Raw genomic sequence first — 24,450 nt, forward strand, 5'->3', positions numbered from 1 at the left:
CCATTGGCACAGCGGCTTTTTTGCCACGAAGACTTACGCGAAACTTACAGCGCCTTGCGTGCGGCGGCGATGGCGGCGCGGACCTGGTCCGGCGCGGTGCCGCCAATATGGTTGCGCGATGCGACCGAGCCTTCCAGCGTCAGCACGGCATGCACGTCGTCGCCGATCAGCGAAGCCTTGTCGCCCAGACCGGACACCTGGCGCAGTTCCTCGACCGTCAGGTCGGCCAGGTCGCAGCGGCGGTCGTCGCAGGCGCGCACGGCGTGGGCCACGGCCTCGTGGGCGTCGCGGAACGGCAGGCCGCGCTTGACCAGGTAGTCGGCCAGGTCGGTGGCGGTGGCGTAGCCCTGCAGCGCGGCGGCGCGCATGTTGTCGGGCTTGACGCTGATGCCCGGCACCATGTCGGCGAAGATGCGCAGCGTGTCCACCACGGTGTCCACCGTGTCGAACAGCGGTTCCTTGTCTTCCTGGTTGTCCTTGTTGTACGCCAGCGGCTGGCCCTTCATCAGCACCAGCAGGCCGTTCAGGTGGCCGTAGACGCGGCCGGTCTTGCCGCGCGCCAGCTCGGGCACGTCGGGGTTCTTCTTTTGCGGCATGATCGAGCTGCCCGTGCAGAAGCGGTCGGCGATGTCGATGAAACCGACGCGCGGGCTCATCCAGATCACCAGTTCCTCGCTGAAACGCGAGATATGGGTCATCACCAGCGACGCGGCGGCCAGGAATTCGATGGCGAAATCACGATCCGACACGGCGTCCAGCGAATTGCGGCACACGCCGTCGAAGCCCAGCTGCTGGGCCACGAATTCGCGGTCGATCGGGTAGCTCGTGCCGGCCAGCGCGGCGGCGCCCAGGGGCAGGCGGTTGACGCGGCGGCGGCAGTCGGCCATGCGCTCGGCGTCGCGCGTGAACATTTCCACGTAGGCCATCAGGTGGTGGCCGAACGTCACCGGCTGCGCCACCTGCAGGTGGGTGAAGCCGGGCAGGATGGTGTCGGCGTTCTTTTCGGCCAGGTCCAGCAGCGCACCGCGCAGGTCGCCCAGCAGGCCGATGATGTTGTCGATCTCGCTGCGCAGCCACAGGCGGATATCGGTGGCCACCTGGTCGTTGCGCGACCGGCCCGTGTGCAGACGCTTGCCGGCGTCGCCGACCAGCGCGGTCAGGCGCGCTTCGATATTGAGGTGGACGTCTTCCAGGTCGAGCTTCCACTCGAACGCGCCGGATTCGATCTCGCCCCGGATCTGCGCCATGCCGCGCTCGATCTCGGAGCGGTCGGCGTCGGCGATGATGCCCTGCCTTGCCAGCATGGCCGCATGTGCCAGCGAGCCCTGGATATCGAACAGCGCCAGGCGCTTGTCGAAGAAGACCGACGCGGTGTAACGCTTCACCAGGTCGGACATCGGTTCGGAGAAGCGGGCGGACCAGGCTTCGCCTTTCTTGGCAAGTTGGGAGGTCATGTCAGGGGCAGGGCGGAAAATCGGAAACGGCGATTATATCGCTAGCGAAGGGGGGTTTTTGCGCCTCTCTGCCGCAGACGGGAGAGGGGCTGGGGGAGAGGGCAGGCCGCTCAGGACACGACGGCCGCAATTTGAACCGCCGCGCCCTCTCCCCCGACCCCTCTCCCGTGAGCGGGAGAGGGGAGAAAACCGGCGGCTACGGCACACATCAGCGGCGATTCAGCCGCTATTGCGCAATCCAGCCGCCACGCCGTTGATCGTCAAGTGGATCCCGCGCCGCACGCGCACGTCGTCGGCGTCCTTGCCGGCCCGGTAACGCTTGAGCAGTTCCACCTGCAGGTGGTTCAGCGGGTCCAGGTAGGCAAAGCGGTTCTTGATCGAGCGGGCCAGCAGCGGATTCTCGGCCAGGCGCTCCGCGCGGCCCGTGATCAGCGACAGCATGTCGCAAGTCAGGTGCCACTCGGCGCTGATGCGCGAGAACACGGTCTTGCGCAGCGCCGGGTCGTCGCACAGCGCCGCGTAGCGCGAGGCCACGGCCAGGTCGGTCTTGGCCAGCACCATGTCCATGTTCGACAGCAGCGTGCGGAAGAACGGCCAGGTCTTGACCATGCGCTTGAGCGTGGCCACGCAGGCCTTGCGCGATTTTTCGTCCGGCGCGGCGTCCAGCATGGCCTTGACCGCGCTGCCAAAGCCATACCAGCCCGGCAGCAGCAGTCGGCACTGACCCCACGAGAAGCCCCATGGAATGGCCCGCAGATCCTCGATCCTGCGGTGCTTCTTGTCCATCAGCTTGCGCGAAGCCGGCCGCGAACCCAGGTTCAGGTCGGCGATTTCGGTGATCGGCGTGGTGGCGAAGAAGTAGTCCTTGAAGCCCGGGGTCTCGTAGACCAGGTGCCGGTACGCACGGAACGCGTGGTCCGACAACTGCTGCATGATGCCCTCGAACGTGGCCAGCCCGGCCGGTGCGTTCTGCGTGGGCAGCAGCGACGCCTCCAGCGTGGCGGCGATCACCGTTTCCAGGTTGCGCCGGCCGATTTCCGGATTGGCGAACTTGCTATTGATGATTTCGCCCTGCTCGGTCAGGCGAATCTGGCCGTTCACGGTGCCCGGCGGCTGCGACAGGATGGCCTCGTAGGTGGGGCCGCCGCCCCGGCCCACGGTGCCGCCGCGGCCATGGAACAGGCGCAGCGTCACGCGGCGCTCTTCGAACAGCTTCACCAGCGCCAGTTCGGCCTTGTACAGCTCCCAGTTCGACGTCAGGAAGCCGCCGTCCTTGTTCGAGTCCGAATAGCCGAGCATCACTTCCTGCTCGACGCCATGGTGCCGGATCACCGAATCGAAGCCCGGCAGGTCCAGCAGCGACTGCATGATGCCGGCCGCGTTGCGCAAATCCTCGATGGTTTCGAACAGCGGAATGACCATCAGCTCCATGCGGGCCGGATCGGTCTTGCTGCCCAGCGTGCCGCGCAGCATGCCGGTTTCCTTCTGCAGCAGCATGACTTCCACCAGATCGGACAGCGTCTCGGTGTGCGAAATGATGTAGTTGCGGGCCACGCGGTTGCCGTAGCGGGCGCGCAGGTCGCGCGCCATGGCGAAAATGGCCAGTTCCTTGCGGGTCTGCTCGGAATAGTCGTGCCAGGGCAGCATCAGCAGGCGGGGCTGGCGCAGTTCGGCCAGCAGCAGTTCCTGCTTGCGCGCCTCGGTCAGCCCCGCGTAGTTGGGCTCGATGCCGGCGGCCTTGAACAGCTCGGCCACCACGGCCTCATGCACGTCGGACACCTGGCGCATGTCCACCGAGGCCAGGTGGAAGCCGAAGATGGCGATGGCGCGCGCCAGTGCGTCGATGCGGCCCCGGGCCAGCGCCTGGCCGTGGTGCTGGCGCAGCGAATCGAGCACGATCTGGATGTCGGCCGCAAAGGCCTCGGCATTTTCGTACGGCGCCACATCGGCTACCGGGTGGCGCTGGGCCACATGGCCGGTCAGGCGTTCCGTCGTGGCGGCCAGGCGGGCGTAGATGCCGATCAGCGCGCGGCGGTACGGCTCGTCGGCACGGTGCTCGGAATGATCGGGTGAAGCCTCGGCCAGCGCCAGCAGTTCGGGGCTGGCGTCGACCATCAGCGTCGACAGCGGCAGCTCGGCGCCCAGCGCGTGCACTTCGTCCAGATACCAGAGCATGATCAGCGTGGACTGCTGCTGCGCGGCGTGCTCCAGCGTTTCGGCCGTCACGTTCGGATTGCCGTCGCGGTCGCCGCCGATCCACGAACCCATCTGCAGGAACGGGGCCAGCGGCGCGGGGGCGGCGCCGGCCTTGCCGCGGCGCGGAAAGACCTCGGCGATGTCCTCTTCCATTTCCGCCATCAGGCGCGGAATGCCCTCTAGGAACGTGGTGCGGTAATAGGAGAGGGCGTTTTCGATCTCGTCCACCACCATCAGCCGCGTGTTGCGCAGCATGCGGGTCTGCCACAGCGTGGTGACGCGGGCGCGCAGCTGCGCCGTATTGTGGTCGCGTTCGCGCGCCGTCATCGGCAGGTCGCGCTCGGCCAGCAGGCGGGCGATCTCGCGCTCGGCGTCGAGGATCGATTTGCGCTGCACCTCGGTCGGGTGCGCCGTCAGCACGGGCATGATCAGCGCGCCGTCCAGGAAGTCGCGCACCTGCTTGCCGGTGACGCCGGCGGCGTCGATGGCCTGCAGCGCACGCGCCAGGCTGCCCGGCTGCGGTGGCGATCCGGCCAGCGCATGCACGCGGCGGCGGCGGTTGTGGTGCTGGTCCTCGGCGATATTGGCCAGGTGCGAGAAATAGCTGAAGGCACGCACCACGGAATTGGTCTGGTCGCGCGACAGCCGTTTCAGCAGCCGGTCCAGCTCGGCGCCGGCGGCGCGGTCGTTCTCGCGGCGGAAGCGCACGGCGGTCTGGCGGATGGTCTCGACCAGGTCGAAGGCGGCATCGCCTTCCTGCTCGCGCACGCATTCGCCGAGCAGGCGGCCCAGGAAGCGGATGTCCTCGCGCAGGGGCAGGTCCTTGTCGGCGGTGCGGCGGGCCGGGGCGACAGTATTGCCCTCGGGCGTGACCACGGACAGGGTTGGCTTGCCAGATACCCTGGCATTGCGGGTGGAGGACTTCCTGGGGGTGCCTTTCGCGTCATGCTGGCCTGAGGCTGGCGTAACTGACTTGCGGCCGGTGGAACGGGTACGGCCGGTTGGGCGCGCAGCAGGCTGCGTCATTGACTTATCTCCTCGTCTCACTGCATGGCTTATATGTATCGAACCCCATACACGTGGCGGGGGATTCGACCGGCATCAATCGTGTGCCGGATAGTCACTTCTGGTCTGGCAAACTGGCGGTTTTGCGAGGGGGTGCGTGCTAACATGCGCGCATGCAAGCACCCGCCCAACCGTCGTCTTCGTCCGCTGCAGTGTCACGCAGCATGCCACACAAGCTCGTCATCGCGTCGCGCGAAAGCCGGCTGGCGATGTGGCAGGCTGAACATGTGCGTGCTGCGTTGCAACAATACTATCCCCAGTGCGATGTGTCCATTCTCGGCATGACGACAAGGGGTGATCAAATTCTCGACAAGACCTTGTCCAAGGTAGGCGGCAAGGGCCTGTTCGTGAAGGAGCTCGAAGTGGCCATGGCCGAGGGTCGCGCAGACCTGGCCGTGCATTCGCTCAAGGATGTGCCGATGGAGCTGCCCGAAGGGTTTGCGCTGACGGCCGTCATGGAACGCGAAGACCCGCGCGACGCACTGGTTTCCGCCCAATTCGCCTCGCTCGACGACATGCCGGCGGGCACGGTGGTGGGCACGTCGAGCCTGCGCCGCGAAGCCGCACTGCGCAGCCGCTACCCGCATCTGGTCATCAAGCCGCTGCGTGGCAATCTGGACACGCGTCTGGGCAAGCTCGACCGTGGCGAATATGGCGCGATCATCCTGGCCGCAGCCGGCCTGAAGCGCCTGGGTCTGGCCGACCGCATCCGCGCGCTGATCGAGCCCGACAGCTCGCTGCCGGCCGCAGGGCAGGGCGCGCTGGGGATCGAGATCCGCTCGGACCGCCCCGAACTGGCCCAATGGCTGGCGCCGCTGAACCACGTGCCGACGCTGCTCGCGGTGTCGGCCGAGCGCGCCGTATCGCGCCGCCTGGGCGGGTCGTGCCAGGTACCCCTGGCCGCCCATGCGCGCTGGCACGGCGCCACGCTGCAGCTCGACGCCTTTGTCGCGCTGCCCGACGGCACCCGCAACGTGCGCGCCCATGCCACGGCGCCCGTGGATTCGGTGCAGACCGCCGAGCAACTGGGCGCCGCCGTGGCGGGCGACCTGCTGGGCCAGGGCGCCGACGCCGTACTGGCTGCACTGTCGACCGCCGGACCGGCCTGAGGAACGCCCGATGCCTCGCCCGACCGTCGTAGTCACGCGACCCGCCGGGCAGTCCCGGCAACTGACCGAGGCCTTGCATGCCGCAGGTCTCGATGTGCTCGGATTCCCGCTGCTGGCCATCGGCCCGGCCGCCGACGACACCCCGCTGCGCACCGCGCTGGCGCGCCTGGCCGACTATGCGCTGGTGGTCTTCGTCAGCCCCAACGCGGTGTCGTTCGCGCTGGATGCGCTGGCACAGGTGCAGAACACCGCAGGCCCGGCGCAATGGCCATCGAACGTCCCCGTGGCCGTGGTCGGCCCGTCCAGTGTGGCGGCGCTGGCCGAGCGCGGCATCGCCGCGCCGACCCATCGCGTGATAGCCCCGGCTGGCGCGCAGGGCGAGGCCGATGCCGCCGACGCGCCCCGTTTCGATTCCGAAGCCCTCTGGACCGAACTCGACACCACGCCGGGCGCGTTCGCGGGCCGCAGCGTGCTAATCATCCGCGGCAATGGCGGCCGCGACTGGCTGGGCGACCGCCTGCGCGAAGCCGGCGCTACCGTGGATGCCGTGGAAGCCTACAGCCGCACGCTGCCCGAGCCGACCGGCATGCAGTGGCAGGCCGTACGCGACAGTCTCAAGCCCGACGCGCCGCCGTACGCCTGGCTGCTGACCAGTTCCGAAGCCGTCCGCAACCTCGACGCGCTGGCGCGCCTGCACCTGTCGCCGCAGCAACACGAACGTCTGAAGCAGATGCAGTGCATTGCGCCGCATGCGAGAATTGCGGCGCAGGCCCAGGCGCTGGGTTTTGCGCACGTGATGCCCGCCGCGCCCGGCGATGCCGGCCTGCTGGCCGCATGTACGCAGTGGGGCAATGCCCACGCCGGCCCGGCGGCGGCGCCCGAGCCCATGGCGCCGGCGCCCGTCCCGGTGGTGCCACCGGTGCCGGTCGCATCGGCGCCCGCGCCCGCGCCGGCAGCCTCAGAATCAACAGGGTCCGCAGGGCCCACGACAACGAAGGTCGAACGCGTGACGCCAGAGACTACGTCCCCCTCGTCTAGCCAGGCCGCACCATCCGGTGGTGCCGGCACGTCTTTTACTACGCATGCGCCCGCGGGGCACGCCAGTGCCCGCCGCGGCATGGCGGCCTGGTGGGTCGTCGCCGTCGTCCTGGTACTGGCCATCGCCGGCGGCTTCTTCTGGCTGCAGATGCGCGTGGAACACCTGACCCAGGAACTTGCACGGCGCCAGCAGAGCAACGATGCGCTGGTGCAGGAAACGCGCGTGCTGTCGAAGAATGCCCAGGACACGGTCAAGGAGTTGCAGGCCAAGGTCGGCGCGCTCGATGGCCAGGTGGTGGAAGCCCGCGACAAGCAGGCTGCGCTGGAACAGGTCTACCAGGACCTGATGCGCAACCGCGATGACTGGGAAATCGCCGAAATCCAGCAGCTGCTGACCAATGCCGGGCAGCAGCTCCAGCTGACGGGCAACATCCAGGTGGCACTGTCGGCGCTGCAGAGCGCGGACGCGCGGCTGGCGCGCGCCGACAAGCCGCAGTACAACCAGCTGCGTCGCGCCATCGCCCGCGATATCGCGCGCATGAAGGCCGTGCCCGATACCGACCTGACCGGCGCGGCCATCAAGCTGGACGAATCGATCAACCAGATCGACGCGCTGCCGCTGCTGTCCGGCGAACGCATGCTCGACCGCGTGCCGGGCGAGACCGACAAGCCGGCCAGGACCGATGCCAAGGGCGCCGCTTCGGCCCCTGCCGCTACGGGGAATTTCCTGACCCGCACGTGGGATTACGTGCTGTCCGAACTGGGCCAGGTGATCCGCGTGCGCAAGGTGGATGACACCAACGCGCTGCTGTTGTCCGGCGACCAGGGCTGGTTCCTGCGCGAGAACGTGAAGCTGCGGCTGCTCAACGCGCGGCTGGCGCTGCTGTCGCGCAACGAGCCGGTCTTCCGCAATGACCTGGCCGCCGCGCAGGCCATGATCGGCCGCTATTTCGATACCCGTTCGCGCCGCGTGCAGGGCGTGCTGACGCTGCTCAAGCAGTCGCAGGCCAGCGCGGTGAGCGTGTCGCTGCCGACCATGGCCGAAAGCCTTGGCGCGCTGCGCGCCCTGAAGAAGGAGTAGCCGCATGCGACTGCTTTTCTGGGTGGCCGTCCTGTTTGGCGGCGCGGTGGGGCTGGCGCTGTTCACGCAGTTCAACCACAGCAACGTGGTGCTGTTCTATCCGCCGTACCGCGTCGAGATGTCGCTGAACCTGACGCTCGCGCTGCTGCTGCTGGTCTTCTTCGTGGTCTGGACCGTCATGTCCACCATGCGGCATCTGTCGGAAATGCCCCGCCGGGCGGCCGCATATCGGGAGCGCAGCCGCATGAGCAAGGCCCAGGCCGCGCTGCGCGAATCGATCGAAAACCTGTTCGCCGGCCGCTTTGCCCGTGCCGAGCGCGCGGCCAAGGAAGCCCAATCGTGGCCCGAGCAGGCGCAGACGGCCGCGCTGGTGGGCGCGCGGGCCGCGCACCGGATGCAGGAGTCGGAACGCCGCGACGCCTGGATGTCGCAGGTGACCGATCCGGAACGCGAGCAGGCCCGTCTGGTGTCGATGGCCGAACTGCTGGTCGATGCCCGCGACCCCGAGGGCGCGCTGGAAACCATCGCCCTGCTGCAGGAAAAAGGCGGACGCCAGATTCACGTGCAACGGATCGCGCTGCGTGCGCACCAGCACCTGAAGAACTGGACCGAGGTGCTGCGCCTGGCCCGATCGCTGGAAAAGCGCAATGCACTGCACCCGGTGCTGGCGCTGCGGCTCAAGCAGATGGCCGTGGAAGCCATGCTCGAGGAACGCCGCCATGACGCGGAGTCGCTCTACCACTTCTGGCGCTCGCTGTCGCCCGACGAGCGGCACGCGGTGCGGATCGCCGAACAGGCCGCACGCTACTTCGCGGCGCTGAACCGCCAGAACGAGGCACGCCGGATCGTCGAGGAAGCCCTCAAGGTCAACTGGGACAGCCGGCTGGTGCAGCGTTACGCCGATTGCGCCGAGCCGGGCAAGGCGCTGCCGCAGATCCAGCAGGCCGAAAAGTGGCTGGTCGACCATCCGAACGATGCCGACCTGTATTACACGCTGGGCGTGCTGTGCCTGGGCGAGCAACTGTGGGGCAAGGCGCAGTCGAGCTTCGAACGCGCCCTGCGCTACGCCGACCGCGACGCACAGCGCCGCATCTGCGTACGCGCCCACCTGGCGCTGGCCCGCCTGTTCGAGGAAACGGACCGCCCCGAGGATGCGCAGAAGCACTATCGGGAAAGCGCCATGCTGGCGGCCTGATCGTCTCGGCGTCATGTGGGCGTGGGCGCAACGCCCCGCCCGGCGGGCTCAATCTGCTGATTTCGCCTTCGATCCCTTCACCGCCCCATACCGCTCCAGCGCCTCCATCCGTGCAACGCCATGTTGCACGATGGGGCGCGGGTAGTTTTCACCCAGCCGGACTCCGGCCGCAGCCAGTACATCGTCCGGCGCCGTCCATGGCGCGTGGATGTATTTGTCCGGCAGGTTTTCCAGCACCGGCAGGTATTTGCGGATGAAGCGGCCCTGCGGGTCGAATTTCTCCGACTGGGTGACCGGGTTGAAGATGCGGAAGTAGGGCTGCGCGTCGCAGCCGGTCGAGGCGGCCCACTGCCAGCCGCCGTTGTTCGCCGAGAAATCGAAATCGTTGAGCTGATCGGCGAAGTATTGCTCGCCTCGCCGCCAGTCCACGCCCAGGTCCTTGACCAGAAAGCTGGCCGTGACCATCCGCAGCCGGTTGTGCATGTAACCGCTCTGGCGGATCTGCAGCATGGCGGCGTCCACCAGCGGGTAGCCGGTCCGGGCCTGGCACCAGGCCTCGAAATACTCGTTCCCGGTGTGAAGGTCGACCCAGCGGATCGCATCGTATTCCGGGTGGTACGACTTGCCCTCGGCCAGGCGCGGGTGGTGGTGCAGGATCATGAAATAGAAATCCCGCCAGATCAGTTCGGACAGCCAGATGGCGGCCCCGGCCGCGGCAGTGCCGCCCCGCTGCACGGTGTCGTGCGCGGTACGCGCCAGCGCGCGGATCGAAATCGTGCCAAAACGCAGATGCACCGACAGGTAGCTCGGGCCGCGCAGTGCCGGGAAGTCGCGGCGCTGGCCGTAATCGCCCATGCGGGTCTGGAATTCGCGGAATAGCGCCTGGGCGCCATCCATGCCCGTAGGCATCGCAATTTCCTTGAGATTGCTTGGCGCAAAGCCGAGCGACTCAAGCGTGGGCAGCGCCTGCCGGTGCGTGGCCGGCACCGGGGCCAGCGCCTTGCGGTATGCATCGACCGGATAGGGGCGCAGGTCGAACGGCCGCAGCGCCTTCAGCCACGCGTTCTTGTACGGCGTGAACACGCTGAAGGGCTGGTCCTGGCCGGTCAGGATCTCGCTCGCCTCGAAGATCACCTGGTCCTTGAACGTGAACAGTTCGCGCCCGTCCGCCGCCAGTGCCTGGCGCACGGTGGCGTCGCGATCTTTGGCGATGGGCTCGTAGTCGTGGTTCGTGAACACCGCCTCGGCGTCGAGTTCGGCAGCCAGCCGGGGGATGGCCGTGCGCGCGGAATCGTCGAGCACGATCAGGCCGCCGCCGGCATCGGTCAGCGCCTGCCGCAGCGGGTCCAGCGATTTCAGGATGAATTCGATGCGCCGGTCGGCCTGGAGCCCCCGTTCGCGCAGCGGATCGAGGATTTCGCGGTCGAACACGAACACGCACCATACCTGTTGGCAGTGCTTGAGGGCATAATGCAGCGCCGCGTGGTCGTCCATGCGCAGGTCGCGCCGGAACCAGACCAGGCCGCGCGCGAATTGCCGGTCAATCCGGTAAGGCAGACGTTCGCCCGGTGCGGGCGCAGGGCAAGGTGATCTCGACATCGCCGTAACCTAACATAGCCTCCAGAGACTTCCCTACCGTTTACAAGCCGTTTTCAGATCACTCATGGCCATTACACTCGACCGCATCCTGCAATCCCAAGGCTTCGGCACCCGCCGCTATTGTGGCGACCTGGTGGAGGCCGGCCTGGTCGAGGTCAACGGCGAGCTGTGCGAAGACCCGGGTGCACGCTTCGAGGTTGACGGCCTGCGCCTGACCGTAGACGGCGAGGAATGGCTGGCCTGCACCAAGGCCTATCTGATGCTGAACAAGCCGGCCGGCTACGAATGCTCGCAGCGGCCGCGCCATCATCCCAGCGTCTACAACCTGCTGCCGGTGCCGCTGCGCCAGCGCGAGGTGCAGGCGGTGGGGCGGCTCGACCACGACACCACGGGCCTGCTGCTGCTGACCGACGACGGCCAGTTCATCCACGCCCAGACGTCGCCGAAGAAGCAGGTGCCCAAGGTGTACGAGGTGACCACCTTCGATCCGGTAACGCCCGAGCAGGTGGAAGCCCTGCGCGCCGGCGTGCAGCTGGACGACGAACCGGCGCCGATTGCCGCGCATGCCTGCGAGGCGACCGGTGAGCGCAGCCTGCGGCTGTCGCTGCTGCAGGGCAAGTATCACCAGGTCAAGCGGATGGTGGCGGCCACTGGCAACCATGTGACGGCCCTGCATCGCAGCGCGATTGGCGGCCTGCGGCTGGACCCGGCGCTGGCGCTGGGGGAATGGCGCTGGCTGACGCCCGAAGACATGGTGGCGCTGAAGTCGGCCGGGGACTGAGCCCCGCCCGGCGCGCGCCGTAAAGTGCGCTTGCGGGCAGAAGTTTTCCGCAGCAGCCGGGGTGCGATTTGGTAGAATGCAAGCCATGGCGACGCCCGAAGCTTCCATCAATCTCACCAATCAGTTCCTGATTGCCATGCCCGGCATGGCCGATCCGACGTTTTCGGGTTCCGTTGTCTACCTTTGCGAGCATAACGAGCGTGGCGCGCTTGGCCTGGTGATCAACCGGCCGATCGACATCGACATGGCCACGCTGTTCGACAAGATCGATCTCAAGCTCGAAATCCAGCCTGTTGCCCACCAGCCGGTCTACTTCGGCGGCCCGGTGCAGACCGAGCGCGGCTTTGTGCTGCATGATCCGGTCGGCATCTATGTGTCGTCGCTGGCGGTGCCCGGCGGGCTGGAAATGACCACATCCAAGGACGTGCTCGAAGCCGTGGCCAACGGCAGCGGCCCGCACCGGTTCCTGCTGACGCTCGGTTACGCGGGCTGGGGCGCCGGGCAGCTCGAGGAAGAACTGAGCCGCAACGGCTGGCTGACCGTCCAGGCCGATCCCGAAATCATTTTCAGCGTGCCGCCCGAAGAGCGTTTCGCGGCGGCCGTGCGCCTGCTTGGCATCGACGTGACGATGCTGTCGGGCGAGGCCGGGCATGCCTGAGCAGGCGGGGCGCGAGACGCCCCGCGACGGCACGGTGCTCGCCTTCGACTATGGCGAGAAAAAAATCGGCGTGGCGCTCGGGAATTTCATTACCCGGCAAGCCCGCGCGCTCACCATACTCCCGAATGTGACGGTCGAGGCCCGCTTCGACGCGGTTGGCGCGCTGATCCAGGAATGGTCGCCGGTGCGGCTGGTGGTCGGCATGCCGGTCAACCCTGACGCCGGCCCCGATGATGCGGAACAGGCGTCGATGCGGCTTGCGCGCCGCTTTGGCAACCAGTTGAACGGGCGGTTTAACCTGCCCGTGGACTGGGTGGACGAACGCTATTCGTCGCGCGCTGCCTCGATGGCCGGGGCAAAGCGCGGGGCGCTCGACGCCGAGGCCGCACGGATCATTCTGCAACAGTATTTCGACGAAATCCCGCTATGACTCAGACCTCTACCCCCGACGCCGAGGCGCTATATCACGCGCTGCGCGACCAGGCCCAGGCCCTGATGCCGTCCAGTGACCGTGCGCGCTGGTCCGTGGCGGGCATCCATTCCGGTGGCGCCTGGATTGCCGAGCGGCTGGCGGCGGACCTGAAGCTGGGCGAGCACGGTGTGATCAACGTGGCGTTCCACCGCGACGACTATGCCAAGAAGGGGCTGCACAGCCAGGCCCAGCCGACCACGCTGCCATTTGCCGTGGAAGACCGCAATGTCCTGCTGATCGACGATGTGCTGGCCACCGGCCGCACGATCCGCGCCGCCGTCAACGAACTGTTCGACTATGGCCGGCCTGCGCGCGTGGCGCTGGCCGTGCTGGCGGACCGTGGCGGCCGCGAACTGCCGTTTGCCGCCGACTATGCCGCGGCCACCATCGAGCTGCCCCAGGACAAGACGCTGGTGCTGTCGCGCCAGGGCGAAGGCGCGGCGACGCGTTTTGCCTTCGCCACCGAAGCGCGTACCTGAGTGTCAACCCGAGACGCCATCAGAGCGTCAAGCACCGAAGCCGTATCCAGACCGAACCCGCCAGACCGAATCCGCGCCCGACCCACCTGCCCATGACCAAGATGTTCCGCAACCCGCAGCTCACCCGGAACGGCGAGCTCAAGCACCTGTTGTCGATCGAGGGGCTGTCGCGTGACATGATCACGCACATCCTCGACACCGCCAGCCAGTTCGTTTCGCTGTCCGACTCCGACCGCGACGTGAAGAAGGTGCCGCTGCTGCGCGGCAAGAGCGTGTTCAACCTGTTCTTCGAGAACTCCACGCGTACGCGCACCACGTTCGAGATCGCCGCCAAGCGCCTGTCGGCGGACGTGCTGAACCTCAATATCAATGCGTCGTCGACCAGCAAGGGCGAGTCGCTGCTGGACACCATCAACAACCTGTCGGCGATGTCGGCCGACATGTTCGTGGTGCGCCATGCCAGTTCGGGCGCGCCGTACCTGATTGCCGAACACGTGGCGCCACATGTGCACGTGATCAACGCCGGCGACGGCCGCCATGCGCACCCCACGCAGGGCCTGCTGGACATGTACACGATCCGGCATTTCAAGAAGGACTTCACGAACCTGACGGTGGCCATCGTCGGCGACATCCTGCATTCGCGCGTGGCCCGTTCCGACATCCACGCGCTGACCACGCTGGGCGTGCCAGAAGTGCGCGCCATCGGCCCCCGCACGCTGCTGCCGTCCGGGCTGGAGCAGATGGGCGTGCGCGTCTTCCACAATATGGAAGAAGGCCTGAAGGGCGTGGACGTGGTGATCATGCTGCGCCTGCAGAACGAGCGCATGAGCGGTGCGCTGCTGCCGTCCGCGCAGGAATACTTCAAGGCCTACGGCCTGACGCCGGAGCGCCTGGCGCTGGCCAGGCCCGATGCCATCGTGATGCACCCGGGCCCGATGAACCGCGGCGTGGAGATTGATTCGGCCGTGGCCGATGGCCCGCAGTCGGTCATCCTGAACCAGGTGACCTTCGGCATCGCGGTCCGGATGGCCGTGATGGGCATTGTGGCCGGCAACAACGACTGAGCAGTACCTTGGATATAACGAACCGCACATCGCAAGAAGACATGAAGATCCGCATCCAGGGTGGCCGCCTGATCGATCCGGCCGCGAACGTCGACGCCGAACAGGACCTGTATATCGCCGCCGGCAAGATCGTCGGCGTGGGCCAGGCGCCTGCCGATTTCAACGCCAACAAGACTATCGACGCCCGAGGCCTGATCGTGTGCCCAGGCCTGGTGGACCTGTCCGCGCGCCTGCGCGAGCCGGGCTACGAATACAAGGCCACGCTGGAATCCGAGGTGGCCGCCGCTACGGCCGGCGGCGTGACGAGCCTGGTCTGCCCGCCCGACACCGACCCCGTGCTCGACGAGCCGGGCCTGGTGGAGATGCTCAAGTTCCGCGCGCGCCGGCTGAACCAGACGCACGTCTATCCGCTGGGCGCGCTGACCGTGGGCCTGAAAGGCCAGGCGCTGACCGAGATGGGCCAGCTGACAGAGGCCGGCTGCGTCGGCTTCAGCCAGGCCGAGATGCCGATCGAGGACACCAAGGTGCTGCAGCGCGCGATGCAATACGCGCAGACGTTCGGCTTCACGCTGTGGCTGCGCCCCGAGGACCCGTTCCTGGGCGGCGGGGTGGCGGCCAGCGGCGCCGTGGCGTCGCGGCTCGGCCTGTCCGGCGTGTCGGTGATCGCCGAAACGGTGCGGCTGCATACGATCTTCGAACTGATGCGCGCCACGGGCGCGCGCGTTCACCTGTGCCGCCTGTCTTCGGCGGCCGGGCTGGAACTGGTGCGCCAGGCCCGCAAGGAAGGCCTGGCTGTCACCTGCGACGTGAACATCCACCATGTGTCGCTGACCGACATGGACATCGGCTTCTTCAATAGCCAGATGCGCTTCACGCCGCCGCTGCGCAGCGGGCGCGACCGCGACGCCATCGTGGCGGCGCTGGCCGACGGCACCATCGATGCGTTGTGTTCTGACCACACTCCGGTGGACGACGACGAGAAGCTGCTGCCGTTCGCGGAAGCCACGCCGGGCGCCACCGGGCTGGAATTGCTGCTGCCGCTGACGCTGCGCTGGGCCGCCGAGCACAACGTGCCGCTGGTCAAGGCGCTGGCCCGCATCACCAGCGAACCGGCCCGCGTGATCGGCCTGCGTGCCGGATCGCTGACCGCCGGCAATGCTGCCGACATCTGCGTGTTCGATCCGAAGCAGATGTGGAAAGTGGAGCGTTCGGCACTTAAAAGCCAGGGCAAGAATTCGCCGTGGCTCGGCTACGAGATGGAAGGGCGCGTGCGCATGACCCTGGTCGACGGCCAGGTCGTGTACGAGCAGCGTTGACCGGCGGCTTGCCGATCGCTCGAAAGGCTACCGGGGTTTGACGATGATCTGGTTACGCAAGCTGCGGCTGGGATTTCACCTGTTGCGCGGGATGCTGGTCTGCGCAACGGTCTTCCCGTGGGCGAGCGCTCACCTGCGCGAGCGGCTGATTCGCGAGTGGTCGCGCAAGCTGCTGGCCATCTGCGGCATCGAGGTCGAAGTGCAGGGCCTGGCGCCCGGTGCGTCGCCCCCGCGCGGCGCGATGCTGGTGTCGAACCATATTTCGTGGCTGGACATCTACGTTATCCACAGCTGGCAGCCGGTGCGATTCGTCGCCAAATCGGAAATCCGCGGCTGGCCGGTGATTGGTTGGCTTTGTGACAAGACGGGCACAATCTTCATCGAACGGGCCAGCAAACGTGACGCACACCGCGTACTGCACCACATTGCCGACGTGATGCGGCAGGGCGATCTGGTATGCGTGTTCCCGGAAGGCACGACCACCGATGGCAGCAAGGTGCTGCCGTTCCACGCCAACCTGATGCAGGCCCCGCTGGTGGGCGGCCTGCCCGTGCAGCCGGTTGGCCTGAGCTATCTGGACGCGGCGACCGGCCAGCCCACGCTGGCACCGGCGTATATCGACGACATCTCGCTGCTCGAATGCCTGAACGCCGTCCTCAAGTCGCCGCCGATCAAGGTGCGGCTGACGCTGGGGCCGCCATTGCTGGCCCAGTCGGCGAGCCGGCGGGAGTTGGCGGAGGCGGCGCGGGAGGTGGTGGTGCACCTGCTGGATGGCTCGCCCGACGCGGCCTTGGATGTGGCTGAAAAGCTACATCAGGCACCAATGCCGGAAGTCCAACCCGCGACTGCCACGTCCTGAGCCTCTGGTCGTCCCCGCTCCCGCGGGATTCGCATTCTCAGGCGAACGGATCAGAATACTGGGGGCAATCGACCTGGATGACGGTCCGCTCACCCGGATCGCGCGCCAGCCTGGCAGCGGTGAGCTTGCCGCCCCAGACACAGCCGGTATCGAGCGCCATCAGATCGGGGCGCATCACCAGACCAAGCGTGGACCAGTGTCCGCACACCACGGTAGTGTCAGTTGTGCGTCGTCCGGGGACGTCGAACCACGGCATGACGCCGGCAGGCGCCTTGCCGAGACCTTCCTTGGTCTTGAGGTCCATGACGCCGTCGGCCGAGCAGAAGCGCAGGCGGGTCAGGGCGTTGACGATCACCCGATGACGCTCGATGCCACGCAGGCTGTCGTCCCAGCGGTCGGCGGCATTGCCAAAGATGTCGGCCAGAAAGCCTTGCCAGTTCGGGCCTTGCAATTCGGCTTCGACTTCCTGCGCGAGGTCGATGACTTGGCTGGTCGTCCATTGGGGAAGGACGCCAGCGTGGACGATGAGGAAATTCTCTTCCTTGATGGCAAGCGGTTGGTGGCGAAGCCATGTGAGTAAATCATCACAATCCGGCGCATCGAGGATGTCGGCGAGGGTGTCGGACTTGCCCTTCTTGCGAACCCCGGCGGCGACGGCGAGCAGGTGGATATCGTGGTTGCCGAGAACCGTGCGGGCCCGTGGTGCCATGGCCTTGATGGCCCGCAGGGTTTCCAGGGAGGCGAGGCCACGATTCACGAGGTCGCCGACGAAGCGCAGGGGTGCGTCGGCCGGCAGCTTCGCGAGCAGTGCGCGATAGGAAGGGGCGCAGCCTTGGAGGTCGCCGATGGCGAAAACGCTGTCAGACGCAGTGTGATTCGCTTGCATTTGCAATTGTAGAAATCGTCATTAATGGCGAAAAAGTGCCAAGACAAGCATTCGTGTGTCGCTACATAATCGATTTGGCGATTCGTTACAACACGCTACAAAAAGTTGGGTGTCATCCAAAGGATAGGGGGCGGGGTCAGATAGAATAGCGCCACTTCCACGAGGACTTAAAAAAAGCCGCTATCCCCTACTGGATCAGGCGGCCACCCGACTATTGTCGGGCACTCGGAACATATCGATAAGCAGGGAGCAAAGTTTGTCGCACATTCTTGTCACAGGCGGGGCTGGGTTCATCGGGGCGAATTTCGTCCTGGATTGGCTTGCCCAGCCGGGTGCCCACAGCATTGTCAACGTCGACAAGCTGACGTACGCCGGAAACCTGAAAACGCTCGCCTCGTTGGAGGGCGACAGCCGTCACGTCTTCTCGCAGACCGATATTTGCGACCGTGAGGCCTTGGACCGGCTGCTCGAGCAGTACAAACCGCGTGCGGTCGTTCATTTCGCGGCGGAAAGCCACGTCGATCGATCGATCCACGGTCCGGCGGAGTTCATCCAGACCAATATCGTCGGCACGTTCACGCTGCTGGAGGCCGTACGCGCATATTGGGGCACGCTGGACGACAGCGCAAAGGCCGCTTTTCGCTTCCTGCACGTTTCCACGGACGAGGTGTTCGGTTCCTTGGGGCCCGCCGACCCGCAGTTTTCCGAGACCACGCCCTACGCACCCAATAGCCCGTACTCGGCATCAAAGGCCGCGTCGGACCACCTGGTGCGCGCCTATCACCACACCTACGGCCTGCCCGTGGTGACGACGAACTGCTCGAACAACTACGGCCCGTATCACTTCCCCGAGAAGTTGATCCCGCTGATGATCACGAATGCGCTCGCGGGCAAGGCGCTGCCGGTCTATGGCGATGGCCAGAACGTGCGTGACTGGCTATACGTGCGCGACCATTGCAGTGCGATCCGCGAGGTGCTGGCCCGTGGCCGTCTGGGCGAGACATACAACGTAGGCGGGTGGAACGAGAAGACCAACCTCGATGTGGTGCATACGCTGTGCGACCTGCTGGACGACCTGAAGCCAAAGGCGACGGGTTCGTACCGCGACCAGATTTCGTTCGTGAAAGACCGCCCCGGCCATGACCGCCGGTACGCGATCGATGCGCGCAAGCTGGAGCGGGAGCTCGGCTGGAAGCCTGCCGAGACGTTCGAGACCGGGCTTCGCAAGACCGTGCAGTGGTATCTCGACAATCAGGCGTGGGTGCAGGACGTGGTTTCGGGGGACTACCGGAACTGGGTGGCAAAGCAATATGCAGCGTAAGCCGTTCACCGCGCCCACCATTCTTGTAACAGGAAGCAACGGTCAGGTCGGGTTCGAACTGCGCCGGAGCCTGGCGCCGCTGGGCAACGTCGTGGCGCTCGATCGGGCAGGCTGCGATCTGTCGAAGGCCGAAGGCTTGCGCCGCGTGGTGCGTGAGCATCGCCCCGCAGTCATCGTCAATGCCGGCGCCTATACGGCGGTAGACAAGGCCGAGACCGATTCCGATCTGGCGTTCGCCGTGAATGGCGTGGCCGCGGGCGTGCTTGCGGAGGAGGCCATCGCCTTGGGCAGCCTGCTTGTCCACTATTCGACGGACTACGTGTTCGATGGTACGGCGCCCGGCGCCTACGTCGAGAAGGACGCCGTCAATCCGCAGTCGGTCTACGGCAAGAGCAAGCTTGCTGGCGAACAGGCGATCGCGGAATCGGGTGCCCAGGCGCTGGTGCTGCGGACTTGCTGGGTGGCCGGCGCGCATGGCGGAAATTTCGCCAAAACAATGCTTCGACTGGCCGGCGAGCGTGACAGCCTGCGGGTGATCGCAGACCAGGTGGGTGCGCCCACCACGGCGGCACTGATCGCCGACGTCACGGCCCAGATCGTGGCCCGCCACTGGCTTGCGGGGGCGCGCGAGGACTTTCCGTCGGGCGTTTATCACCTGGCGGCGGCCGGTGAGACCAGCTGGCATGGCTATGCGGTGGAGGTGCTGCGATATGCCCGGGCACTTGGTATCGAATTGAAGGCCGGCCCCGAGAACGTCGAAGCCATTCCCGCGACGGCTTATCCGCTGCCAGCCCCGCGCCCGGCAAATTCGCGGCTCGATACCACGCGCCTGCGTGACACGTTCGGCATTCATCTTCCGTCCTGGGAGCAGGGCATCCATCACCTGCTCGACGAGATCCTCCTGTAACGGACACCAATATGCGTAAAGGCATCATCCTGGCCGGAGGTTCCGGCACACGGCTCTATCCGATCACCAAATCCGTGTCGAAGCAGCTACTCCCTGTCTACGACAAGCCGATGATCTACTATCCGCTGTCCACGCTGATGCTGGCAGGGATTCGTGACATCCTGATTATCTCGACGCCGGAAGATACGCCGCGTTTCGCCGAGCTGCTGGGCGACGGCAGCGCGCTGGGCATCAGCCTTCAGTACGCGGTGCAACCGAGCCCCGACGGGCTAGCGCAGGCGTTCATCATCGGCGAGCAGTTCGTGGGCAATTCCCCGAGCGCGCTGGTGCTGGGCGATAACATTTTCTATGGCCACGATCTTCAGGGCTTGCTACAGGACGCTGACCAAAAGGGCGAAGGGGCCACCGTGTTCGCGTACCACGTCACGGATCCGGAGCGATACGGCGTGGTGGCCTTCGACAAGGGCGGCAAGGCAGTCTCGATCGAAGAAAAGCCAAAGGTGCCCAAAAGCAATTTCGCGGTGACGGGACTCTATTTCTACGATAACGATGTGGTCGATATCGCCAAGGCAGTGAAGCCAAGCGCCCGCGGCGAACTGGAAATCACGGCGGTCAACCAGGTCTATCTGGAGCGCGGCCAGCTTAACGTCCAGATCATGCAGCGGGGATTCGCCTGGCTTGATACCGGCACGCATGAAAGCCTGCTCGACGCGGGCCAGTTCATTGCCACGCTGGAACATCGCCAGGGCCTGAAGATCGCCTGCATCGAGGAAATCGCCTGGCGCCAGGGCTTCATCGATGCTGCCGCATTCGAAAAGCTGGCCCAGCCCCTGGCGAAGAGCACCTACGGCCAATACATGCTGCGTCTGCTGAAGGATGGGGTGCCCGCATGAACGTCATTGCAACGGCCATCCCGGACGTTCTGATTCTCGAGCCGAGGGTATTCGGTGACGAGCGTGGATTCTTCTTCGAGAGCTTCAACCAGAAGGTCTTTGCCAAGGCGACAGGGCTCGACGTCAACTTCGTGCAGGACAACCACAGCCGCAGCGCCAAGGGCGTGCTGCGCGGCTTGCACTACCAGGTCACGCAGCCGCAAGGCAAGTTGGTGCGCGTGGTGCGCGGTGCCGTTTTCGACGTGGCCGTCGATATCCGACCGGCCTCGCCCCATTTTGGGAAGTGGGTGGGCGTGGAGTTGAGCGAACAGAACCAGCGCCAGTTCTGGGTGCCGCCCGGCTTCGCCCATGGCTTCCTCGTGCTGAGCGATAGCGCAGATTTCCTGTACAAGACCACCGACTACTATGCGCCGCAGTTCGAACGATGCATTGCATGGGATGACCCCGACCTGGCAATCGCCTGGCCGGGTGGTCTGACGCCGGTCCTGTCGGCGAAGGATCAGTTGGGCAAGCGCCTCAGCGAGGCAGAGACCTGCTGACCGGCGAGGCCTGGCATGCATCGTCATGCCGGGCCTTCCGGCGGGGCCCTATTGTTGCAGCTTATCTATGATCAAGCACACACGGAACCTCTTCTCCCTGGTCATGATCCAGGGGTCAAATGCAGCCTTGCCGCTGCTGGTGTTCCCGTACGTGCTTGGAGTGGTCGGCGCGCAGCACTACGCCGATATTGTGGTGACCGAGGCGTTCTCCGTGCTGCTGATCACGGTGATTCTCTACAGCTTCGAGATTGATGGCGTGGCAGCCGTCAGTGGCTTGCACCCCGAACGGGACCGGGCCCTGATCTCCTCGGTTTTCTCCCGCATTACCTTCCTGCGTGTTCTGCTGTTCCTTGTGGCGGCGCCGCTGCTGGTCTTCGGCCTGTCGCTTTATCGCCCAGAACTTACCGCCATCGCCGCATGGTGGATGCTGATCCCACTTAGCTATGCGCTGCAGCCCACCTGGCTGTTCCAGGGGCTGCAGGCCAATGCCGGTCCGGCGGTCTGCACATTCGCGAGTCGGGCGGTGGCCGTCGTGCTGATTCTGGCGTTGGTCAAGCAGCCGGACGATTTCCTGCGGGTGCCCGCCATCATGGGCAGCATGTATGTGCTTGGCTCCGTCGCCATGCTCGCGCTTGCCGTGATGGGGCTCGGTGTCCGCCCGGCGCGGGTCCGGTGGACTGAACTCGGGCAAATGATCCGTGCCGGCAAGGAAATCTTCCTGGGCAATGTTGGCGTGGCGCTGTACCGGGACTCGAATGTCCTGCTGCTTGGTTTCCTTGGCCTGCAAGGAGCGCCGATTGCCGCCTATTCGCTGGCCGAGAAGATCACTAAGGCCGTGCAGGCCGTGATCCGCCCCTTGAATCAGCTCTTTTTCCCGAAGGCGGCGCTGGTGACGCAGGGCGCAAACGGCCCCAACCGCGACATATTCGTACGTCTGCTGAGGCTTACCTGGCCGCAGCTTGGCGCCCTTGTGGTGATCTGGATCGCAATCATGGCGGCCCTGCCGCTGCTGAAGGAGCATGTTTCCGCCATCCGGCAGATCCGCGAGTTGGACCAGGTGATGTTCTTCATGGCCGTCATGGCCCTGGGGACCCTGTTTGGCGTGTGCAACTTCATGTTCGGCAGCGCGGGGCTGAATACGCTGGGTCGCAAGAAGGCCCTGCTAGGCGGCATCCTGCTAGCAGCCGTCGCCAGCGTCGTCACAACAGCCGTGCTAGGTGGCCTCTACGGGGCAATTGGGGCCGCCATCAGCTTCACGCTGTCCGAAGGCGTGCTCTTTGCAACCATCGTCCGCAAGTACACGCGCGGCGAGCGGTTCGTCAATGCCATGCCATGACGATGGAAAAGCTGACTGCACTCTTCTTCAGTCTGATGATCCTGGGCCAGGCGGCGGCACTCCGGCTGTATGTCGGCACCTGGATCGTGCCTGGCTGTATTTTCGGGCTGTTCTGGTTCGTCTACACGTTCATTCCCCTGGTGTTCCTGTGGGACATTCCGGTGAACAATTATGCTGTGGCATATCTCTTTGTCGCCTGCGTGATGTCCTCACTGGGGGCGCTCCCTTTCCGCTGGCGCGTCGGCTTCGCGCACCGTGCCGCCCACGCTGGCAATCTGGAATATGGCAGTCCGTTCATGGTGCGGGCATTTTATTTGACCAGCATCGTCACGGCATTTTGTCTGATTATCGACCTCGGCATTCAGGGCGTTTCGCTGATGCAGGTCGTGAGAAATCCGCTTGCCATTGCCGGCGCAATGATTGCGAAGCGATACGGCGAGGAGCTGGTGCCGAACCTGTTCTCGCAAATCAGCTTTGTGCTTCAGTATCCGAGCGCGATCCTGGGTGGCTTCATTTATTCCACCCGTCCCGAAGGCACGCGGCGCTGGGGAATCCTGTTGCTGACGTTCTTGCCATCCGTGCTGGCAATGATATTGCAGGGGGCGAAGGGTAACCTGTTTCTCGTTCTGGTGCTGTTCTGGGCAGCCACGCTTGTTTGCAAGGTGAATCGGGGCATACTCCAGATTTTCTCGATCAGGGATTTCCGACGTGCGGCGCCGTATGCCGCGGGGGTTTTCGGGCTTGTATTGGTTGCATTGCTGTCGCGTGGCATTCTTGATTCGTCGGTGGACGTCCAAGCCGCACTGATGCGTCTGTTTGCTTCGTATGCGACTGCGCACCTGTACGCATTTTCGGACTGGTTTGCGCATCTGATCGGCCAGGGTGGCACACAGCCATATGTGGACGGTCTCGGCAACTACTGTGTCTATACCTTCACTCCGCTCGCAAGGCTGCTGGGTAACCAGACGCCGCTGCCTGCGGGGGTATACGAAGAGTATTTCATTTACCGCGACATTATTCAGACCAATATTTATACGATGTTTCGTGGTCTGATCAATGATTTCGGCCTGCCGGGTTCGTTGCTGGTCATGCTGCTCGCTGGCCTGATGGTCCATGTTGCCTACTGGATTTTCCTGATGGCCAGGTCGCCATCCCTTTCGACGTCGATATTCGTCCACTCGATCGGATATTTTTATACCTCATTCATCATTAGCCTCCTGATTTGGAACAGCATCTACGCGAGTGTTCTGATTACGGCGCTGTTGTGTTTTCTCAACCGGCATCGCGGAGGCGGAAGAGTGGCGACCCCGGCAGGCCGGGAAGCAGCGAGCAGTTGATTTTCGAGAGATGCCATGAAATTAGGTTATGTTTGCACCAACTACAATAATAGCGCCTTCACGCGAACGGCGGTGGAGACCCTGTCGCGCAATATCGGGCACGAGATCGAGGTGGTCGTCGTAGACAATAATTCCGACGCTGCCAATGTGGAACTGCTGAAGGGCCTGCGGGCGGATTTTCCGAATGTTGAGCTTCAACTCAACCAGGATAACCTGGGGTATTTTCCTGGGCTCAACGTGGGTATTCGTGCGCTGCGGCAACGGCGCCCGGATATCGAATGGATGGTGATCGGCAATAACGATCTGGAATTTCACGCGGATTTTGTTGACAAGCTCGAGGCCAATGCGGAGCGGCTCAAGGTATATCCGGTGGTGTCACCGGACGTGATCACACTGGATGGCGAGCATCAAAATCCGCACGTGATTGCGAGCATCAGCAAGACGCGCGAGCTGTTTTACGACGCATATTATTCGAATTACCACGTCGGCATGGCGATGCTGAAGCTGGCCATGATGTTCCGGTCGGTGTCCGACCGCACGGACGAACAGCAATGGGAGACGGCCCAGCCAATTTACCAGGGACACGGCTCCGTGTATGTCATGGGCCCGGCTTTCTTCCGTGAGTTCGGCGAACTATGGGCCCCCACCTTCATGATGTCGGAGGAGTATTTCCTCAGCAAGCAACTTTCTGACGCCGGGTATCAGGTTTGGTACGATCCCTGTCTTCAGGTCGTTCACCACTATCACGGCGCGCTTGCAACTCTGCCGAGCCGACGTCGCTGGGAGATGGCGCGGGACGCGCATCGCGAATACCGCAAGTACGTACGGGTCCTGGGCTGAAACGACGCCTGTCCTTGTTAAAAAA

21 protein-coding genes are annotated in these 24,450 nt (G+C 65.1%); 17 read left to right on the forward strand and 4 right to left on the reverse strand.

Annotated features, from left to right (window positions below):
* Positions 1-44 precede the first annotated feature (44 nt).
* Both argH and ppc read right to left on the reverse strand, forming a co-directional pair.
* Positions 45-1,454: an argininosuccinate lyase gene (gene argH / locus AC24R4_RS20485; RefSeq protein WP_400393443.1), complete on the reverse strand. Its 1,410-nt coding sequence runs from the start codon at positions 1,452-1,454 to the stop codon at positions 45-47.
* Positions 1,455-1,673: 219 nt separating this feature from the next.
* Complete coding sequence (ppc, locus tag AC24R4_RS20490) at positions 1,674-4,676, reverse strand: phosphoenolpyruvate carboxylase (protein ID WP_400393445.1); 3,003 nt, start codon at positions 4,674-4,676, stop codon at positions 1,674-1,676.
* A 152-nt stretch (positions 4,677-4,828) separates the two neighbouring features.
* Here ppc and hemC point away from each other — a divergent pair, with 152 nt between their 5' ends.
* The 3 genes from hemC to AC24R4_RS20505 are packed head-to-tail and all read left to right on the forward strand — an operon-like array spanning position 4,829 to position 9,138.
* Positions 4,829-5,824, forward strand: a complete 996-nt coding sequence (gene hemC, locus AC24R4_RS20495; protein WP_400393446.1) for a hydroxymethylbilane synthase — start codon at positions 4,829-4,831, stop codon at positions 5,822-5,824.
* A 10-nt stretch (positions 5,825-5,834) separates the two neighbouring features.
* Positions 5,835-7,943, forward strand: a complete 2,109-nt coding sequence (gene hemDX, locus AC24R4_RS20500) for a fused uroporphyrinogen-III synthase HemD/membrane protein HemX (protein WP_400393447.1) — start codon at positions 5,835-5,837, stop codon at positions 7,941-7,943.
* A gap of 4 nt (positions 7,944-7,947) precedes the next feature.
* Entirely contained in the window at positions 7,948-9,138 is a 1,191-nt protein-coding gene (locus AC24R4_RS20505; RefSeq protein ID WP_400393448.1) for a heme biosynthesis protein HemY, read from the forward strand.
* A 48-nt stretch (positions 9,139-9,186) separates the two neighbouring features.
* On the opposite strand, the gene AC24R4_RS20510 is transcribed toward AC24R4_RS20505, so the two are convergent.
* On the reverse strand, positions 9,187-10,737 hold the full coding sequence (locus tag AC24R4_RS20510) for a cryptochrome/photolyase family protein (RefSeq protein WP_487523520.1): 1,551 nt from the start codon (positions 10,735-10,737) through the stop codon (positions 9,187-9,189).
* A gap of 64 nt (positions 10,738-10,801) precedes the next feature.
* On the opposite strand from AC24R4_RS20510, the gene AC24R4_RS20515 reads away from it, so the two are divergent.
* The 7 genes from AC24R4_RS20515 (at position 10,802) to AC24R4_RS20545 (ending at position 16,366) form a co-directional block, all read left to right on the forward strand.
* The gene (locus AC24R4_RS20515; RefSeq protein ID WP_400394688.1) at positions 10,802-11,518 is read left to right on the forward strand and encodes a pseudouridine synthase; all 717 of its coding nucleotides are present in this window, start codon (positions 10,802-10,804) and stop codon (positions 11,516-11,518) included.
* Positions 11,519-11,603: 85 nt separating this feature from the next.
* Positions 11,604-12,176: a YqgE/AlgH family protein gene (locus tag AC24R4_RS20520; RefSeq protein ID WP_092601787.1), complete on the forward strand. Its 573-nt coding sequence runs from the start codon at positions 11,604-11,606 to the stop codon at positions 12,174-12,176.
* The gene (ruvX, locus tag AC24R4_RS20525; RefSeq protein ID WP_400394685.1) at positions 12,169-12,606 is read left to right on the forward strand and encodes a Holliday junction resolvase RuvX; all 438 of its coding nucleotides are present in this window, start codon (positions 12,169-12,171) and stop codon (positions 12,604-12,606) included. The genes AC24R4_RS20520 and ruvX overlap by 8 nt, the downstream gene beginning before the upstream one ends.
* Positions 12,603-13,127 carry a bifunctional pyr operon transcriptional regulator/uracil phosphoribosyltransferase PyrR gene (pyrR, locus tag AC24R4_RS20530; RefSeq protein WP_400394683.1) on the forward strand — a complete coding sequence of 175 codons (525 nt, stop codon included), beginning with the start codon at positions 12,603-12,605 and terminating at the stop codon, positions 13,125-13,127. The genes ruvX and pyrR overlap by 4 nt, the downstream gene beginning before the upstream one ends.
* A 92-nt stretch (positions 13,128-13,219) precedes the next feature.
* A complete protein-coding gene (locus tag AC24R4_RS20535; protein ID WP_400394681.1) occupies positions 13,220-14,191 on the forward strand; it encodes an aspartate carbamoyltransferase catalytic subunit in 972 nt (323 codons plus the stop codon).
* A gap of 41 nt (positions 14,192-14,232) precedes the next feature.
* Positions 14,233-15,507: a dihydroorotase gene (locus AC24R4_RS20540; RefSeq protein ID WP_400394679.1), complete on the forward strand. Its 1,275-nt coding sequence runs from the start codon at positions 14,233-14,235 to the stop codon at positions 15,505-15,507.
* A gap of 43 nt (positions 15,508-15,550) precedes the next feature.
* On the forward strand, positions 15,551-16,366 hold the full coding sequence (locus AC24R4_RS20545) for a lysophospholipid acyltransferase family protein (protein WP_400394692.1): 816 nt from the start codon (positions 15,551-15,553) through the stop codon (positions 16,364-16,366).
* Positions 16,367-16,403: 37 nt separating this feature from the next.
* Here AC24R4_RS20545 and AC24R4_RS20550 read toward each other — a convergent pair whose 3' ends face one another.
* Complete coding sequence (locus tag AC24R4_RS20550) at positions 16,404-17,252, reverse strand: symmetrical bis(5'-nucleosyl)-tetraphosphatase (protein ID WP_487523521.1); 849 nt, start codon at positions 17,250-17,252, stop codon at positions 16,404-16,406.
* A gap of 256 nt (positions 17,253-17,508) precedes the next feature.
* Here AC24R4_RS20550 and rfbB point away from each other — a divergent pair, with 256 nt between their 5' ends.
* The 7 genes from rfbB to AC24R4_RS20585 all read left to right on the forward strand — a co-directional run bounded on the left by rfbB (position 17,509) and on the right by AC24R4_RS20585 (position 24,425).
* Entirely contained in the window at positions 17,509-18,573 is a 1,065-nt protein-coding gene (gene rfbB / locus AC24R4_RS20555; RefSeq protein ID WP_487523522.1) for a dTDP-glucose 4,6-dehydratase, read from the forward strand.
* The gene (gene rfbD / locus AC24R4_RS20560) at positions 18,563-19,480 is read left to right on the forward strand and encodes a dTDP-4-dehydrorhamnose reductase (protein WP_487523523.1); all 918 of its coding nucleotides are present in this window, start codon (positions 18,563-18,565) and stop codon (positions 19,478-19,480) included. Before rfbB ends, rfbD begins: the two co-directional genes overlap by 11 nt.
* Before the next feature lie 11 nt (positions 19,481-19,491).
* The gene (rfbA, locus tag AC24R4_RS20565) at positions 19,492-20,373 is read left to right on the forward strand and encodes a glucose-1-phosphate thymidylyltransferase RfbA (RefSeq protein ID WP_487523524.1); all 882 of its coding nucleotides are present in this window, start codon (positions 19,492-19,494) and stop codon (positions 20,371-20,373) included.
* Positions 20,370-20,912, forward strand: coding sequence for a dTDP-4-dehydrorhamnose 3,5-epimerase (gene rfbC / locus AC24R4_RS20570; RefSeq protein WP_487523525.1), 543 nt, complete (start codon positions 20,370-20,372; stop codon positions 20,910-20,912). Before rfbA ends, rfbC begins: the two co-directional genes overlap by 4 nt.
* Before the next feature lie 67 nt (positions 20,913-20,979).
* Positions 20,980-22,248 carry a lipopolysaccharide biosynthesis protein gene (locus AC24R4_RS20575; RefSeq protein ID WP_487523526.1) on the forward strand — a complete coding sequence of 423 codons (1,269 nt, stop codon included), beginning with the start codon at positions 20,980-20,982 and terminating at the stop codon, positions 22,246-22,248.
* A complete protein-coding gene (locus AC24R4_RS20580) occupies positions 22,245-23,585 on the forward strand; it encodes an O-antigen polymerase (RefSeq protein WP_487523527.1) in 1,341 nt (446 codons plus the stop codon). The genes AC24R4_RS20575 and AC24R4_RS20580 overlap by 4 nt, the downstream gene beginning before the upstream one ends.
* Positions 23,586-23,600: 15 nt before the next feature.
* The gene (locus AC24R4_RS20585) at positions 23,601-24,425 is read left to right on the forward strand and encodes a glycosyltransferase family 2 protein (RefSeq protein ID WP_487523528.1); all 825 of its coding nucleotides are present in this window, start codon (positions 23,601-23,603) and stop codon (positions 24,423-24,425) included.
* Positions 24,426-24,450: the final 25 nt, after the last annotated feature.

It is taken from the genome of Cupriavidus sp. CER-90, from assembly GCF_057652055.1.